We start from the raw sequence: 15194 nt of genomic DNA, 5'->3' as shown, positions 1-15194 counted from the left end.
CATGTCGGTCCTGATCGTCATTCCCGCCCGCCATGCCTCGACCCGCTATCCGGGCAAGCCGCTGGTGGATCTGCGCGGCGCATCGGGCCAGCCGCGCAGCCTGATCCGGCGCAGCTGGGATGCGGCCATGGCGGTCGGCGGGGTGGACCGGGTGGTGATCGCGACCGACGACGACCGCATCCGCGACCATGCGCAGGGCTTCGGGGCCGAGGTGGTGATGACCGCCACGACCTGCCGCAACGGGACCGAACGCTGCGCCGAGGCGGTCGCCAGGCTGGGCCTGCCCCCCGATATCGTGGTGAACCTGCAGGGCGACGCGCCCCTGACCCCCGCCTGGTTCGTCGAGGATCTGGTCGCCGCCCTTCGCGCCGATCCGGGGTCGGATGTGGCGACGCCTGTCCTGCGCTGCACCGGGCGGATGCGGGCCGACCTGATCGCCGACCGCCATGCGGGCCGGGTCGGCGGCACCACCGCGGTCTTCGGCCATGACCGGCAGGCGCTCTATTTCTCCAAGGAGGTCATCCCCTTCGCGGCGGATGCGTTCGGGGAGGACGATCCAAGCCCGGTCTTCCATCATGTCGGGGTCTATGCCTATCGCCCGGCGGCGCTTGCGGAATACGCATCCTGGCCCGAGGGTCGGCTGGAAAGGCTGGAGGGACTGGAGCAGCTTCGCTTCCTGGAGCGGGGCCGCCGCATCCGGTGCGTCGAGGTCGAATCGCATGGCCGCCAGTTCTGGGAATTGAACAATCCCGAGGATGTTTCCAGGCTGGAAGCCATGATGCGGGCGATGAATCTGGACTGAAGGCACACGTCCCGATTGCCGCAGGGTCAGGATTGCCGAAAATCAGCCGGGATCTTCATGATTGCATTGGCGTCAATCCGCTCAGACCGATAATATCCTGCTTGCAGGGTGCAGCTTTTGCGGCTGATTTGCGTTGTGCCGTAGGCGGCCCCGTCTACGGCAAGGATCAGAAAAGGTGTCAATGCAATGACTCGTAAGGTAACTAAGGCCATCTTTCCCGTGGCGGGTCTGGGCACGCGGTTTCTTCCCGCCACGAAAAGTATTCCGAAAGAGATCATGACCTTGGTTGACCGTCCGTTGATCCAGTACGCGATCGACGAGGCGCGTGCCGCGGGCATCACCGAATTCATCTTCGTCACCTCGCGCGGCAAGGGCGCGCTGGAGGATTATTTCGACCACGCGCACGAGCTGGAAAGCAGCCTCAAGAAGTCCGGCAAGAACGACCTTCTGGAAATCCTGCGCACCACCAACATGGAATCGGGCGCCATCGCCTATATCCGCCAGCACAAGGCGCTGGGCCTGGGCCACGCGGTCTGGTGCGCCCGCCGCCTGTTGGCCGATGACGAGCCCTTCGCGGTCGTTCTGACCGACGACGTCATCATGGGCGAGCCTCCTTGCCTGCAGCAGATGATCGAAGCCTATGGCGAGACCGGCGGCAGCATGGTCGCCACCATGGAAGTGGCGCCCGAGAAGGCGCAGGCCTATGGCGTCCTCGACGTGGCCGAGGACATGGGCGCCATCGTCAAGGCGCGCGGCATGGTCGAAAAGCCGAAGCTGGGCACCGCGCCGTCGAACCTGGCGGTGATCGGCCGCTATATCCTGGCGCCGACGGTGATGCAGAACCTGAACAAGCTGAAGGCCGGTTCGGGCGGGGAAATCCAGCTGACCGATGCCATCGCCGACGAGATCGAGGCCGGGCGCGGCGTTTACGGCCTGCGCTTCCGGGGCCAGCGGTTCGACTGCGGGTCCAAGGCGGGCTTCCTGCAGGCGACGGTGGCCTTCGGCCTGGAACGCGACGAGTTGAAGGAGGAATTCGCCGAATACCTCCACGACGTGATGTCGATGCGCCGGGCGGCCGAATAGGCTCATGTCGAAAACAGTTCTGGTGACGGGCGGCGCGGGCTATATCGGCTCGCACGCCTGCAAGGCCCTGGCTGCGGCCGGCTATGTGCCGGTCACGCTGGACAACCTGTCCACGGGCTGGCGCGATGCCGTGAAGTTCGGGCCCTTCGTGCAGGCCGACCTGCTGGACCGCGCCGCCCTGGATGCCGCCTTCGCCGAGCACAAGCCGCTTGCCGTGCTGCATTTCGCGGCGCTGAGCCAGGTGGGCGAGGCGATGGCCGAGCCGGGCAAATACTGGCGCAACAATGTCAGCGGATCGCTGAACCTGATCGAGGCCGCCATCGACGCGGGCTGCCTCGACTTCGTGTTCAGTTCGACCTGCGCGACCTATGGCGACCGCGATGGCGAGGTTCTGGACGAGGACACGCCCCAGGCGCCGCTGAACGCCTATGGCGCCTCCAAGCGCGCGATCGAGGACATGCTGACCGACTTCGGCGCATCCCACGGGCTGCGGTCGGTGATCTTCCGCTACTTCAACGTCGCGGGCGCCGACCCCGACGGCGAGGTGGGCGAGCATCACCGCCCCGAGACGCACCTGATCCCGCTGATCCTGGATGCCGTCGATGGCAAGCGCGCGGCCCTGACCGTGCATGGCAACGACTATCCGACCCCGGACGGCACCTGCATCCGCGATTATGTCCATGTCATGGACCTGGTGGACGCGCATGTGCAAGGCTTGGAATGGTTGCGGGCGGGTCGTGGCAGCCGGATCTTCTGCCTGGGCACGGGAACGGGCTTTTCGGTGCGAGAGGTCGTGGATGCCACGGGCCATGTCACCAACCGCCCGGTGCCGATGGTCGATGGTCCGCGCCGGGGCGGCGATGCCGTCAAGCTGGTCTGCGGCAGCACCCGCGCCAAGGCGGAGCTTGGCTGGCAGCCTTATCGCTCCACGATGAGGCAGATGATCGCGGATGCCTGGCGCTGGCACCAGAACGGTTCCTACCAGGCGTGAGCAAGGGCCGGCCAAGCGCCATGCGGCGGGCCTGGTCGGCCTATCGTCAGCGATGGAAGCGCCGCAAGCTGCTGTGGCGCTGCATGAAGGCCAGCCGTGCGCTGTCGCCTTTGGTGGACCGCACGGGGGCGATCCGGCCCGGCGACATTCTCTGCTTCGCGACCGTCCGCAACGAGATGCTGCGCCTGCCGCAGTTTCTGGACCATTATCGCAAGCTGGGCGTCACGGCCTTCCTGATCGTGGACAATGCCAGCACCGATGGGACCGACCGCTTCCTGCGCGACCGGGCGGACGTTTCGCTGTGGCGGGCGGCGGGGGGATACCGGGCTTCCCGCTTCGGAATGGACTGGCTGGGCGCCTTGCTGTTGCGGCATGGCCATGGGCATTGGTGCCTGACCGTCGATGCGGACGAGTTGCTGATCTATCCCCATTGGGACAGCCGCCCCTTGCCCGACCTTGTGGCGCATCTTGATGCCGCCCGCCGTCCCGCCATGGGCGCCATGATGCTGGATCTTTATCCCCAGGGACCGCTGGACCGGGCCGAGGCACCGGCCGATGCGCCCTTGACGGAACAGCTGCCCTGGTTCGATGCCGCCCCATACCGCTGCGAACTCGTCCACCCTAAGCGTAACCGCATCCTGAGGGGCGGTGTGCGGGAACGGGTGTTCTTTCCCGATGATCCACGGCGCGGGCCGACCCTGAACAAGCTGCCGCTGGTCCGCTGGGACCGGCGGTATGTTTACGTCAATTCGACCCATTCGCTGCTGCCGCCCCGGCTGAACGACGAATACGACGGCCCCGGAGACCCGCGCCTGTCGGGCATCCTGCTGCATGGCAAGTTCCTGCCCGACAGCGCCGCCCGCGCCGCCGAGGAGCTTCGGCGCGCCCAGCATTTCATCGACCCCCCGGCCTATCGCGACTATCACGCCTCGGTCGCGCGGGCGCCGGTGCTGTGGCACGAGGGCTCGGTCCGGTATCGCGACTGGGGGCAGTTGCAGGAGCTTGGCTTGATGGGCAGGGGGGATTGGTTTACGACCGCTAGTTGACGCGGACCGAACGCCTTTGCCAAATGCGTGTATGCGCAGCAATCCGGGCATCATGGCAGACGGACGATATGGGGTCGATGGGCGGGGACGGCGATGTCGGGGCTAGACGTGCATCAGGCCAGGGTTCGCCTGCGCCGACGCCTGGAGCGGCAGCGCCTGATCGCACGGGGCATCCGCCGCAGGCGCGCCCTGCGCCCGGTGGCGGACCGCACGCGGCAGATCGCCCCGGACGACATCCTGTGCCTTGTCACGCTGCGCAACGAACGTGCCCGGCTGCCCTATTTCCTGAACTACTATCGCGCCCTTGGCGTGCGCCACTTCCTGATGGTCGACAATGCCAGCACGGATGGCAGCGCCGACTGGCTGCGCGGCCAGCCTGACGTGTCCCTGTGGTGGACCGACCACAGCTACAAGGGCTCGCGCTTCGGGATGGACTGGATCAACTGGCTGCTTCTGCGCCATGGCCGGGGCCATTGGTGCCTGACGGTCGATCCCGACGAATTCCTGGTCTATCCGCACATGGACCAGCGGCCCCTGGCCGCGCTGACCGCCTGGCTTGACGACACGGGGCGCCGGTCCTTCCCGGCCATGCTGCTGGACATGTATCCCAAGGGCCCGGTCGAGGATGCGATCTGCACCGAGGGCGAGGATCCCTTCGCCGTCGCGCGCTGGTTCGATCCGGCCAACTACTCGATCCAGAAGAACGAGTATTTCGGCAACCTGTGGATTCAGGGCGGGCCGCGGACGCGGGCGTTCTTCACGGATGATCCCCTGTCCGGCCCGGCACTGAACAAGATCCCGCTGGTCAAGTGGCACCTGCGCTATGCCTATGCCAGTTCCACCCACATGCTGCTACCGCGCGGGCTGAACCTCGTCTATGACGAGGACGGCGGCGAGCAGGTGTCGGGCTGCCTGCTTCATGCCAAGTTCCTGTCCTCGTTCACCTCCAAGTCGGCCGAGGAACTGGACCGCCGCCAGCATTACGGCAACAGCCAGGAATACCGTGCGTATCACGCCGGGCTGCATCGCGGCGTGCAACTGTGGTGCAGCGAATCGCGCGAATACCGCGACTGGCGGCAACTGGAGGATCTGGGCCTGATTTCGCGCGGGAACTGGGCATGACGGCGGACGTGCGTCTTGGGGTGGTGCTGCTGTGCCACGCGGACCTGGGCCTGGCGGCCCGGCTGGCCCGGATCTGGGTCGATGACGGCGCAAGGGTGGCAATCCATGTGGACGCCAAGGTGTCGGCGGCCCCGCTTGCGCGGCTGAAGCACACGCTGAAGGACTGCGACCGCATCCTCTTTACCCGCCGCCACCGCTGTTCCTGGGGCCGCTTCAGCCTGGTCCGCGCCACCCAAGACGCGGCCGAGGAGTTGCTGCAGCGGTTCCCCGACACGACCCATGTCTATCTGGCCTCGGGTGCCTGCCTGCCCTTGCGGCCGGTATCGGACCTGATCGCCTATCTGGGCGCCGATCCCGACCGGGACCATATCGAAAGCGTCAGCACCCATGATGTCGGCTGGACCGTGGGCGGGCTGAACGAGGAACGCTTCACGCTGTTCTTCCCCTTCGACTGGAAGCGGCACCGCTGGCTGTTCGACCGCTTCGTGGACTGGCAGCGGCGCCGGGGCATCCGGCGAAAGATGCCCGGCGGCCTTGCGCCGCATCTGGGATCGCAATGGTGGTGCCTGACGGCGCGCACCCTGCGCGCGATCCTGACCGACCCGCAGCGGGCGGAATTCGACCGCTTCTTCCGCCTGACCTGGATTCCGGACGAAAGCTACTTTCAGACCCTGGTGCGGCGCCATTCGACGCGGATCGAAAGCTGGTCGCTGACCATGGCCAAGTTCGACCACATGGGCCGCCCCTATTCGCTTTATGACGACCATATCGAGATCCTGGCCGAATCGCGCTGCTTCGTGGCCCGCAAGATCTGGCCCGGCGCCTCGCGCCTTCTGGCGCATTTCCCGCCGCCGGACGACGGCCACCCGCAGGTCGACCCGCCCCAGCCGGCGCGGATTTCGCGGATCATCAACCAGACCGTCCGCCGCCGCGTGCTGGGCAGGCCGGGGCTTTACATGCAAAGCCGCTTTCCCCGGAAAGACGCGGAAAACGGCAAGACATCCGCCCCCTATGCGGTGATCCAAGGGCTAAGCGACATCTTCCCGGAATTCGAGGACTGGTTGCGCCAGCATCTGTCCTGCGATGTCCACGGCCATCTGCTGGACCCGTCGCTGGTGGAATTCGCAGGACGGCATCGCACGGGGCCGGGCGCGATTTCGTCCAATCCGCAGGTGCGCGACCGCGATCCGCACGGGTTCCTGACCTCGCTGATCCGCATCACGGAGCGGATGCAGGTGTTCCAGTTCAGCCCGCGCGACAACCAGGCGCTCAACTGGTTCATGGCGACCGATCCCCATGCGAACATGCTGGTCGTGACCGGGGCGTGGAAGCTGCCGCTGCTGCATTCCGGCATGCCCTTCGACGACGTGCGCCGCGTCTTTGCCCAGTTGCAGCGGATCGAGCTTGAGCATCTGGACGTGCTGAACTCGGTCTGGGTGCGCGCCCGGCTTGTCCAGCATGACCTGGGCGAGTTCCTGATGAACCCCAAGGGCATCCTCCAGGACTTCATGCTGCAGATCGACCCGCATTCGGCGCCCGTGACCACGCTGCCCGCCATGCGCGACCTGACCGGGCTGGACCAGATGCTGCGCCGGCTTCGCAATTCGGGCCTGCGCCCGCGCCTGACGGGCGAGGATTTGCCCCCGGTCGAACTGCTGACGAATGAAAGGGCCGCCGCCGAATGAGCCAGGGGTTTCGAAGCTTCGTGATCTTTGCCGAGATGCGCACAGGGTCCAACCTGCTGGAAGCGACGCTGAACGCCGTCAAGGGCATCACCTGCTTTGGCGAGGCCTTCAATCCTTACATGATGGGCTGGCCCGACAAGGACGAGATGCTGGGAATCACGCGCGCGGAACGCGAGGCCGATCCCTTGCCCCTGCTGGCCAGGCTGGCCGACAAGCCGGGCCACATGGCGGGGTTTCGCTATTTCCACGACCACGATCCCCGCGTCCTGGACCCGATCATCCGGGACCGGCGCTGCGCCAAGATCATCCTGACCCGCAATCCGCTGGACAGCTATGTCTCGACCCGGCTGGCCTGGGAAACGAACCAGTGGAAGCTGAACGAGTCGGAAACCCCGATCCCCGCCCGCATCGCCTATGACGGGGCCGAGTTCCGCCGGATGCTGGCCGCGGCCGAGGATTTCCGGCTGGATCTGGTCAACCGGCTGCAGGCGGCAGGGCAGGCGGCGTTCTGGGTCGGCTATGACGACCTGCGCGATGCGGAGGTGATGACCGGCCTTCTGCACTGGCTGGGCCGCCCTGATCTGGAACGGGTGGAGCCTGCCCGCGACCAGGTGCCCCAGAACCCGCAGGAACTGGCGCGCAAGGTCGCCAATTTCGACGCGATGCAGGCTGACCTGCGCGATCTGGACCCTTTCGGGCTGCACCGCCTGCCCCATTTCGAATCCCGCCGCGGCCCCGCGGTGCCCAGCTTCCTGGCCGCGGATGCGGGCCGGGGATTGCTGTCGATGCCTGTCAAGGGCGGGCCAGAGCGGGCGATCCGCGACTGGCTTGCGGCGCTGGGGCCGGTCGAGGGCGGCTTTACCCAATCGACGCTGCGCCAGTGGAAGCGCGCCCATCCCGGCCATCGCAGCTTCGCGGTCCTGCGCCATCCCCTTTTGCGCGCCTGGGACGCGTTCGACCATCTGCTGGCGCGCGGCAATCCCGAACAGCGCGACCTGCTGCGCGGCATGCACCGCGTGGCCCTGCCGCCCGAGGACGCCCTGGCCGACCTGACCGGCACCGCGCGGGTCGCGGTGTTCGCCGATTTCCTGGGCTTTTTGCGCCGGAACCTGAACGGCCAGACATCCCTGCCGACCCATCCCCTCTGGGCCAGCCAGACCGAGGTGCTGTCAGGCTTTGCCCGCTTCGCCTCGCCGGACATGCTGGTGCGAGAGGACCGGCTGGCCGAGGAACTGGATCATCTGGCCCGCATGGCGGGGATAGGGGACGCCAGGCTGGACGGGCTGGCCCCTGCCGCCGTGCCCGACATCCTCCGCGATCCCCGGCTGGCCGAGGCCGCGCAGGCTGCATACCTGCGCGACTACGTCACCTTCGGGTTCGAGCTGATGCCCTAGCCCTGAAGCAGCGCGGCCAGTTCCGCCTGCTTTTCACGCACCAGCGCCGCGTCGCCATCGGATTCGAGGTTCAGCCGCACCACGGGTTCCGTGTTCGACTTGCGCAGGTTGAAGCGCCAGTTCCCGAAATCCAGCGACACGCCGTCCAGGTCGTCGCGTGAATCCGCTTGGGATTCATACTTCTCGATCAGGCGGGCGATGGCCGCGTCGGGGTCGTCGATGTGATAGTTCGTCTCGCCCGAGGACGGATAAAGCCGCATCCGTTCTTCCAGCAGTTCGGCCAGCGTCTGTCCCTTGCGCGACAGCAGTTCGATCATCAAGAGCCAGGGGATCATGCCACTGTCGCAATAGTAGAAGTCGCGAAAATAGTGGTGCGCCGACATCTCTCCGCCATAGATGGCGCCCACGTCGCGCATCTTGCGCTTGATGAAAGCGTGGCCGGTCTTGCTGACCACCGGCTCTCCGCCCGCCTCCTGGATCATGGCGCGGGTGTTCATGATGACGCGGGGATCGTGGACGACCTTCTCGCCGGGGCTTTTCTCCAGGAAGGCCGCGCCCAGCAGGCCCACGATGTACTCGCCGGGGATGAAGCGGCCGTTCTCGTCGAAGAAGAAGCAGCGGTCGAAATCGCCGTCCCAGGCGACGCCCAGGTCCGCGTCCTCGGCCTTGACCTTCTCGACGGTGGGGGGCTGGTTCTCGTCCAGCAGCGGGTTCGGGATGCCGTTCGGGAAGCTGCTGTCCACATCGTGGTGCATCCGCACGAAGGTCAGCGGCGCGCCGCGCTTTTCCAGTTCCGCCGCGATGGCGTCGAAGGTCGGGCCCGCCGTGCCGTTGCCGGCGTTCACCACGATCTTCATCGGCTTCAGCACCGACACGTCCACGAAATCCGCCATGGCACGCGCATAGTCCGCGCGCGCGTGGCTGAAATCCGTGACGCTGCCCTTGGTCGCGGGCGCGAAGCTGCCGCCAGTCGCCAGTTCCACGATGGGCGGCAGTTCGGTCGCCGGGTCCAGCGGCGCCGATCCGCGCCCCACGATCTTCATGCCGTTGTAGTTGATCGGGTTGTGGGACGCCGTGACCTCGATGCCCCCGTCGGTGTCGTGAAAGCCGGTGTGGAAATACACCTCCTCGGTGCCCGCCAGGCCCAGGTCCAGCACGTCGGCGCCGCCATCCGTCAGCCCCTCGATCAGCGCGGCCGCCAGTTCGGGCGAGGTTTCGCGGCTGTCGCGGCCCACCACGACGCGCTTGGCCCCGCGCGCCTGGGCAAAGGCGCGGCCGATGCGATAGGCGACATCGGCGTCCAGGTTCTTGCCCAACTCGCCGCGCACGTCGTAGGCTTTGAAACAGGTGATCTCACGATGGCCAAGGTTGGATTTGTCGGTCATGGGGCGCGAATCCTTCTTGCGCTATGGATGGGTTCAAGCGCTAGCAGCTTGGCCCGGATATTCAAGGGTTTGGTCCCTTCGGACCAAGTGACGCGGCACGCGCCTTGCGCTAGATGACGGCAAACGCACAAGAGGGGCAAATGGACACGAAATCTCTGATCGCCGCCTACTACGATGCCTTCAACGCGGGCCGGACCGACGCGATGCTGGACCTGCTGCACGACGAGGTCGAGCATCACGTGAACGAAGGCCAGATCCGCCGCGGCATGGCGCTGTTCGCGCAGTTCAACGCCCACATGACGGAAAGCTACAAGGAAAACCTGACCGACATGGTGATCTTCGCCAACGAGGCGGGCGACCGCGCGGCGGCGGAATTCGTGGTCAATGGCACCTACCTGAAGACCGACGAGGGCCTGCCCGAGGCCAGGGGCCAGACCTATCGCCTGCCCGCCGGGTCGTTCTTCACCATCCGCGACGGCAAGATCGCGCGCGTGACGACCTATTACAACCTGGCCGACTGGATGCGGCAGGTCAGCCAATGACCGTCACGACGCGCGTCCTGACCGGAGAGGCCCTGGCCGCCGCGCTGGAAGACGTCGCGCGTCTGCGCATCCGCGTGTTCCGCGACTTTCCCTATCTTTACGACGGGGACGCAGATTACGAACGCGACTACCTGCGCGCCTACCAATCGCCCGGCGCGGTGGTCGTGGCGGCGATGGACGGCGATAAGGTCGTGGGCGCCGCGACCGGCGCGCCCATGGCCGACCATGCCGCCGATTTCGCGGCGGCCTTCGCCGATCGCCCCGAGCCTCTGGACCGGATCTTCTATTGCGCCGAATCCGTGCTGCTGCCGGAATACCGCGGGCAGGGCATCGGCCATGCCTTCTTCGACGCGCGCGAAGCCCATGCCCGCGACCTTGGCCTGGACTACAGCGCCTTTTGCAGCGTGATCCGTCCCGCCGATCACCCGGCGCGGCCCGCAGACTATCGCCCCCTGGACGATTTCTGGCGCAAGCGGGGCTATCAGCCGCTGCCGGGCGTCATCGCGTATTTTTCCTGGAAGGATCTGGGCGAAGCCGCCGAGACCGAGAAACCCCTGCAATTCTGGATGCGCCGCCTGTGAGGATCGCCGCTAGCGCCTATCCGATCGACTGGTTCGACAGCTTCGCCGACTACGAGGCCAAGCTGACCGCCTGGGTCGCCGATGCGGCAGGCGCCGACCTGCTGGTCTTTCCGGAATACGGCGCGATGGAGCTTGCCTCGCTGGGCGGGCACGACGTTGCAGGCGACCTGGAGGCGTCCCTGCACGAGGTCGCGCGGCACTGGCCGCAGGTCCGGGCGCTGCACGAACGGCTGGCGGCGGCGCATGGCTGCCATATCCTTGGCGCGTCCGGCCCGGTCTTCGAAGGGCCGCGCCCGGTCAACCGCGCGGTCCTGTATGGTCCTGGAGGCGTCATAGGCCACCAGGACAAGCAGATCATGACCCGCTTCGAACGCGAGGACTGGGACGTGACAGGCGCGCCGGGCCTGCGTCTTTTCGACACCGCCCTGGGGCGGATCGGCATCCTGATCTGCTATGACAGCGAATTTCCGCTGCTGGGGCGGGTGCTGGCGCAGGCTGGGGCCGAACTGCTGCTGGTGCCAAGCTGCACCGACACGGTCGCGGGCTTCAACCGGGTGCGCATCGGCGCCATGGCGCGCGCGCTGGAAGGCCAGTGCGTCGTCGTCCAGTCGCCCACGGTGGGCGCCTGCGACTGGATGCCCGCACTGGATGAAAACCGCGGGCGCGCCGCGATCTATGGCCCGCCGGACGGCTTCTGGCCGGAAACCGGCATCATCGCCGAGGGCGGCATGGACCGGCCGGGTTGGGTCATGTCCGATGTCGATCTGTCGCGGGTCGCGGAAAGCCGCCGCAACGGCGCCGTCCTGCCGTTCGCCCACTGGCCCGAAAGCCACAAGATCGGCCTCATGGCCTGACGGGCGCGCAACCCTTTCTTAACCATTTGCGTTTTATCAATGGCGACGCTTTTCATGGTGCCTGTCCGCGCCATATGTCTTGGCTATGCTGCATATCACTGACACCATCGCAATCGAGGAGTGGGAGCTGACCGAACAGTTCACCAGATCCCAGGGGCCGGGCGGCCAGAACGTCAACAAGGTCGAAACCGCGGTCGAATTGCGGTTCGAGGCCGCGCGTTCCCCGAACCTGGCCGACCCGGTCAAACGCCGCCTTGAACGGCTGGCGGGGCGGCGGTGGACGCGCGACGGCGCGGTGGTGATCCTGTCCCAGGAAACCCGCAGCCAGGCCCGCAACCGCGACATCGCCCGCGAACGGCTGGCCGACCTGATCCGGCAGGCGGCCGAACCCGTCAAGCGTCGGGTCGCGACCAAGCCCACCTGGGGCAGCCAGCAGCGGCGCCTCAAGGCCAAGAACACGAGGGGAGAGGTCAAGGCCCTGCGCGGCAGGGTGGAGGAGGGAGAGTGAAGCAGTGGCGCCAATCCCTGCGCCTGCTGATGGGATGGCGTCCCGCCGCCATGCAGGTCGGTGCGGTCTGCCGGTCCAGGACAACCGGCGAGGTGCTGCTGGTCACCAGCCGGGGCACGGGCCGCTGGGTCATTCCCAAGGGATGGCCGATGGCAGGCAAGACCCTGCCCGGCGCCGCCGCCACCGAGGCTTGGGAGGAGGCGGGCGTCCGGGGACATATCCACGAGGCCGAGATCGGCCGCTATCGCTATGACAAGGAACAGGACCAGGGATACTCGGTCCCGGTCGAGGTCCGCGTCTTCCTGATGGAGGCGGACGATCTCCAGTCCGATTTCCCCGAGGCCAAGGAGCGGAAGCGCCGCTGGTTTTCGCCCGAGGAAGCGGCGCGACGCGTGGTCGAACCGGGTTTGAAGCAGATCCTGCTTGCATTGCCTCCGACGCCCGGCTGACATGCGGGGATGACCCGACCTGATCGCGAATACCGCACGCTCGACAAGGATCTGGGGCGGATCACGGTTGCCGAATCCGCCCAGTTCTATGCCGTTCGCCCTGTGCTGCGGCTGGGCGCGGGCATCCTTCTGGCGGTGTCGCTGATCTTCCTTGCCCTGGGCCTGACCGGCCAGCAGCCCGGCCTGATCGTGACGGGGGCGGGCTTTGTCGTGGCCGGCTGGCTGGGCCTGTCCATCGGGGCGAACGACATCTCGAACTCCTTGGGGCCCGCGGTCGGGGCGGGGGCCATCGCCATCGGTCCGGGCCTCGTGCTTGTGGGACTGGCCGAGATCGCGGGCGCGACACTGGCGGGCCATGCCGTGACGCACCGGCTGGCCGAAGGGATCGTGGACACCGCCGTGCTGGAGGGCGGCGCGGGCGGGCAGATCGTCATGCTGGCCGCGCTGATCGCGGCGGCGGGCTGGATCACGGTCGCGACCGGGGCCAACCTGCCGGTGTCCACCTCTCATTCCATCGTGGGCGCCATCGCGGGGGCGGGGCTGGCGGCGGCGGGGTCGCAGGCGGTGTCCTGGGACGGGATCGCCGTCATGGCGCTCGCCTGGATTCTGACGCCTGTCGCCGCGGCCATCTTGGCCGGTGCGCTGCTTGCGCTGCTGCGCGTCCGGGTGGCCGAGGCCGAGGACCGGGGCCGAGGGGCCCGCACCTGGCTGCCGCCGATGGTGGGCGCCATGGTCGGGCTGTTCACGGCCTATATCGCGACCCTGTTTCCGGCCGTTTCGCTTGGCCTGATCCTTCCGTTGTTGCTGGGCCTGGCCGCAGGGCTTGCGACCATGCTTCTGATGCGCCGCCGTGTGGATCAGGTTCTGGCCGAATCGGGCAGCGACAAGCCGGGCATGAAGCGTATCCTGCGCCAACCGCTGCTGTTCGCCGCCGTGATGATGGCCTTTGCCCACGGCGCGGGCGACGCCGGCAACGTCGCGGCCCCGCTGCTGGTGATCCTGACGTCCGCCCAGCCGGGCGAGTTGCAGGCGCCCTTGCTGCTGCTGGCGGTCGCGGGAACGATCATCGCGCTGGGGGCTGCGCTGTTCGGGCGTCGTCTTGTCGGCATGGTGGGCGAGGGGATCACCCGACTCAACCCCGCCCGTGCATTTTGCATCACCCTGGCCACCGCCATGATCGTCCTGTTCGCCTCGGGCCTGGGCTTGCCGGTGTCGTCGACCCATGTGGCCGTGGGCGGGGTGTTCGGCGTCGGTTTCGTGCGCGAGATGCTGGACCGCCGCAGCGCCCCCATGCGCGCCGACCTTCCGGTCGAGGAACGCAGGCGCCGCCAGCTGATCCGCCGCAGCCATGTCGTCACGATCACCGCCGCCTGGATGGTGACGGTCCCGATCACCGCCCTGCTGGGCGCCTTGTGCTGCCTTGCGATGCTGTCGCTTGCGGGGATCTGAGGCCCGTCAGACCACCACGTCCAGCCGCGCCTGCTGGCCCGCGCCGAAGACCCGGCGATAGCGCGCGATCTCCTCGGCCGGGCCGGTGGCCTTGGCGGGATTGTCCGACAGCTTGACGGTGGGGCGGCCATTGGCCGAAACCGCCTTGCACACAAGGCTGAAGGGGGCCAGCCCGTCGCCCGCGACCAGGCCCCGGAAGTCGTTGGTCAGCAGCGTGCCCCAGCCGAAGCTGACCTTGACCCGGCCATGGAACTGGTGGTGCAGCTCGACGATCTTCGCCACGTCCAGGCCGTCCGAGAAGATCACCAGCTTGCGGCGCGGGTCCTCTCCCCGTTCCTGCCACCAGCGGATCGCGGTCTCGGCACCGGCGGCGGGATCGCCGCTGTCGATGCGGATGCCGGTCCAGCCCGCCAGCCAGTCGGGCGCGCCCGCCAGGAAGCCCTCGGTCCCGTAGGTGTCGGGCAGGATCATGCGCAGGTTGCCGTCATGCTCCTCGTGCCAGTCGGCCAGGACCTCGTAGGGGGCGCGGCGCAACTCGGTGTCGGTGTCGGCCAGGGCGGCATAGACCATCGGCAGTTCATGGGCATTGGTGCCGATGGCCTCGATGTCGCGGCGCTGCGCGATCAGGCAGTTCGACGTGCCGGTGAAGCGTTCGCCCAAGCCCTCGATCATGGCCTGCACGGCCCAGTCCTGCCACAGGAAGCTGTGGCGGCGGCGCGTGCCGAAATCGGCGATGCGCAGGTCGGGCATCTCGCGCAGCTTCTCGATCTTTTCCCACAGGCGCGTCATGGCGCGGGCGTAAAGCACCTGCAGTTCGAACCGCCCCAGGGTTTCCAGAACCGCGCGGGACCGCAGTTCCATCAGGATGGCCAGGGCAGGGATTTCCCACAGCATCACCTCGGGCCAGCGGCCCTCGAAGGTCAGCTCGTACTGGCCGTCGCGTTTTTCAAGCTGATAGGGCGGAAGGCGCAGGTTCTCCAGGAACTCCATGAAGTCGGGGCGGAACATCTGGCGCTTGCCGTAGAAGGTGTTGCCGCGCAGCCAGGTGGATTCTCCGCGCGTCAGGGACAGCCCGCGCACGTGGTCCAGCTGTTCGCGCAGCTCGCCCTCGTCGATCAGGTCGGCCAGGCGGATCGAGCGGGTGCGGTTGATCAACTGGAACCGGACCACCGTGTCGGGCCGGTTGCGAAAGATCGACTGGCACATCAGCAGCTTGTAGAAGTCGGTGTCGATCAGCGACCGGACGATCGGGTCGATCTTCCACTTGTGGTTGTAGACGCGGGTGGCGATATCGACCATCGGC

16 protein-coding genes are annotated in these 15194 nt (G+C 67.2%); 13 read left to right on the top strand and 3 right to left on the bottom strand.

Annotated elements, in window-relative coordinates; translation table 11 throughout:
• The first annotated feature begins 1 nt into the window (after position 1).
• Positions 2 to 802: a 3-deoxy-manno-octulosonate cytidylyltransferase gene (locus J0F76_RS05370; protein WP_207466522.1), complete on the top strand. Its 801-nt coding sequence runs from the start codon at positions 2 to 4 to the stop codon at positions 800 to 802.
• A 26-nt stretch (positions 803 to 828) separates the two neighbouring features.
• Here J0F76_RS05370 and J0F76_RS05365 read toward each other — a convergent pair whose 3' ends face one another.
• Complete coding sequence (locus tag J0F76_RS05365; RefSeq protein ID WP_207466614.1) at positions 829 to 1014, bottom strand: hypothetical protein; 186 nt, start codon at positions 1012 to 1014, stop codon at positions 829 to 831.
• Here J0F76_RS05365 and J0F76_RS05360 point away from each other — a divergent pair.
• The 6 genes from J0F76_RS05360 to J0F76_RS05335 all read left to right on the top strand — a co-directional run bounded on the left by J0F76_RS05360 (position 989) and on the right by J0F76_RS05335 (position 8123).
• Positions 989 to 1885, top strand: coding sequence for a UTP--glucose-1-phosphate uridylyltransferase (locus J0F76_RS05360; protein WP_207466520.1), 897 nt, complete (start codon positions 989 to 991; stop codon positions 1883 to 1885). The genes J0F76_RS05365 and J0F76_RS05360 overlap by 26 nt on opposite strands.
• Positions 1886 to 1889: 4 nt before the next feature.
• Entirely contained in the window at positions 1890 to 2876 is a 987-nt protein-coding gene (gene galE / locus J0F76_RS05355) for a UDP-glucose 4-epimerase GalE (RefSeq protein WP_207466518.1), read from the top strand.
• On the top strand, positions 2873 to 3922 hold the full coding sequence (locus J0F76_RS05350; RefSeq protein WP_341351560.1) for a glycosyltransferase family 2 protein: 1050 nt from the start codon (positions 2873 to 2875) through the stop codon (positions 3920 to 3922). Before galE ends, J0F76_RS05350 begins: the two co-directional genes overlap by 4 nt.
• A 93-nt stretch (positions 3923 to 4015) precedes the next feature.
• Positions 4016 to 5044, top strand: a complete 1029-nt coding sequence (locus J0F76_RS05345) for a glycosyltransferase family 2 protein (protein ID WP_207466517.1) — start codon at positions 4016 to 4018, stop codon at positions 5042 to 5044.
• Positions 5041 to 6729 (top strand): DUF5927 domain-containing protein, encoded by a 1689-nt coding sequence (locus J0F76_RS05340; RefSeq protein ID WP_207466515.1) that lies wholly within the window; start codon positions 5041 to 5043, stop codon positions 6727 to 6729. Before J0F76_RS05345 ends, J0F76_RS05340 begins: the two co-directional genes overlap by 4 nt.
• Positions 6726 to 8123, top strand: coding sequence for a hypothetical protein (locus J0F76_RS05335; RefSeq protein ID WP_207466513.1), 1398 nt, complete (start codon positions 6726 to 6728; stop codon positions 8121 to 8123). Before J0F76_RS05340 ends, J0F76_RS05335 begins: the two co-directional genes overlap by 4 nt.
• On the opposite strand, the gene J0F76_RS05330 is transcribed toward J0F76_RS05335, so the two are convergent.
• The gene (locus tag J0F76_RS05330; RefSeq protein WP_207466511.1) at positions 8120 to 9508 is read right to left on the bottom strand and encodes a phosphohexomutase domain-containing protein; all 1389 of its coding nucleotides are present in this window, start codon (positions 9506 to 9508) and stop codon (positions 8120 to 8122) included. The genes J0F76_RS05335 and J0F76_RS05330 overlap by 4 nt on opposite strands.
• 140 nt (positions 9509 to 9648) lie before the next feature.
• Between J0F76_RS05330 and J0F76_RS05325 the strand changes: the two genes are divergently transcribed.
• The 6 genes from J0F76_RS05325 to J0F76_RS05300 all read left to right on the top strand — a co-directional run bounded on the left by J0F76_RS05325 (position 9649) and on the right by J0F76_RS05300 (position 13891).
• Positions 9649 to 10050 (top strand): ketosteroid isomerase-related protein, encoded by a 402-nt coding sequence (locus J0F76_RS05325; RefSeq protein WP_207466510.1) that lies wholly within the window; start codon positions 9649 to 9651, stop codon positions 10048 to 10050.
• Positions 10047 to 10631, top strand: a complete 585-nt coding sequence (locus J0F76_RS05320) for a GNAT family N-acetyltransferase (RefSeq protein WP_207466508.1) — start codon at positions 10047 to 10049, stop codon at positions 10629 to 10631. Before J0F76_RS05325 ends, J0F76_RS05320 begins: the two co-directional genes overlap by 4 nt.
• Positions 10628 to 11485 carry a nitrilase-related carbon-nitrogen hydrolase gene (locus J0F76_RS05315; RefSeq protein WP_207466506.1) on the top strand — a complete coding sequence of 286 codons (858 nt, stop codon included), beginning with the start codon at positions 10628 to 10630 and terminating at the stop codon, positions 11483 to 11485. Before J0F76_RS05320 ends, J0F76_RS05315 begins: the two co-directional genes overlap by 4 nt.
• An 85-nt stretch (positions 11486 to 11570) precedes the next feature.
• Positions 11571 to 11993, top strand: a complete 423-nt coding sequence (gene arfB, locus J0F76_RS05310) for an alternative ribosome rescue aminoacyl-tRNA hydrolase ArfB (RefSeq protein ID WP_207466504.1) — start codon at positions 11571 to 11573, stop codon at positions 11991 to 11993.
• On the top strand, positions 11990 to 12442 hold the full coding sequence (locus J0F76_RS05305) for an NUDIX hydrolase (protein ID WP_341351559.1): 453 nt from the start codon (positions 11990 to 11992) through the stop codon (positions 12440 to 12442). Before arfB ends, J0F76_RS05305 begins: the two co-directional genes overlap by 4 nt.
• A gap of 9 nt (positions 12443 to 12451) precedes the next feature.
• Positions 12452 to 13891, top strand: coding sequence for an inorganic phosphate transporter (locus J0F76_RS05300; protein ID WP_207466502.1), 1440 nt, complete (start codon positions 12452 to 12454; stop codon positions 13889 to 13891).
• A gap of 6 nt (positions 13892 to 13897) precedes the next feature.
• On the opposite strand, the gene pncB is transcribed toward J0F76_RS05300, so the two are convergent.
• The gene (pncB, locus tag J0F76_RS05295) at positions 13898 to 15190 is read right to left on the bottom strand and encodes a nicotinate phosphoribosyltransferase (RefSeq protein ID WP_207466500.1); all 1293 of its coding nucleotides are present in this window, start codon (positions 15188 to 15190) and stop codon (positions 13898 to 13900) included.
• Positions 15191 to 15194 lie beyond the last annotated feature (4 nt).

It is taken from the genome of Paracoccus fontiphilus (genome assembly GCF_017356265.1).
In the GTDB taxonomy this organism is placed as follows: domain Bacteria; phylum Pseudomonadota; class Alphaproteobacteria; order Rhodobacterales; family Rhodobacteraceae; genus Paracoccus; species Paracoccus fontiphilus.
This window is presented reverse-complemented; position numbering and strand designations above follow the sequence as displayed.

What these genes read in the sequence shown, in the direction of transcription:
- J0F76_RS05370 (WP_207466522.1), top strand. Translation starts at nt 2, where the DNA reads ATGTCGGTCCTGATCGTCATTCCCGCCCGCCATGCCTCGACCCGCTAT.
- J0F76_RS05335 (WP_207466513.1), top strand. Translation starts at nt 6,726, where the DNA reads ATGAGCCAGGGGTTTCGAAGCTTCGTGATCTTTGCCGAGATGCGCACA.
- J0F76_RS05365 (WP_207466614.1), bottom strand. Translation starts at nt 1,014, where the DNA reads ATGGCCTTAGTTACCTTACGAGTCATTGCATTGACACCTTTTCTGATC.
- galE (WP_207466518.1), top strand. Translation starts at nt 1,890, where the DNA reads ATGTCGAAAACAGTTCTGGTGACGGGCGGCGCGGGCTATATCGGCTCG.
- J0F76_RS05360 (WP_207466520.1), top strand. Translation starts at nt 989, where the DNA reads ATGACTCGTAAGGTAACTAAGGCCATCTTTCCCGTGGCGGGTCTGGGC.
- J0F76_RS05300 (WP_207466502.1), top strand. Translation starts at nt 12,452, where the DNA reads ATGACCCGACCTGATCGCGAATACCGCACGCTCGACAAGGATCTGGGG.
- J0F76_RS05330 (WP_207466511.1), bottom strand. Translation starts at nt 9,508, where the DNA reads ATGACCGACAAATCCAACCTTGGCCATCGTGAGATCACCTGTTTCAAA.
- J0F76_RS05325 (WP_207466510.1), top strand. Translation starts at nt 9,649, where the DNA reads ATGGACACGAAATCTCTGATCGCCGCCTACTACGATGCCTTCAACGCG.
- pncB (WP_207466500.1), bottom strand. Translation starts at nt 15,190, where the DNA reads ATGGTCGATATCGCCACCCGCGTCTACAACCACAAGTGGAAGATCGAC.
- J0F76_RS05345 (WP_207466517.1), top strand. Translation starts at nt 4,016, where the DNA reads ATGTCGGGGCTAGACGTGCATCAGGCCAGGGTTCGCCTGCGCCGACGC.
- J0F76_RS05340 (WP_207466515.1), top strand. Translation starts at nt 5,041, where the DNA reads ATGACGGCGGACGTGCGTCTTGGGGTGGTGCTGCTGTGCCACGCGGAC.
- J0F76_RS05320 (WP_207466508.1), top strand. Translation starts at nt 10,047, where the DNA reads ATGACCGTCACGACGCGCGTCCTGACCGGAGAGGCCCTGGCCGCCGCG.
- arfB (WP_207466504.1), top strand. Translation starts at nt 11,571, where the DNA reads ATGCTGCATATCACTGACACCATCGCAATCGAGGAGTGGGAGCTGACC.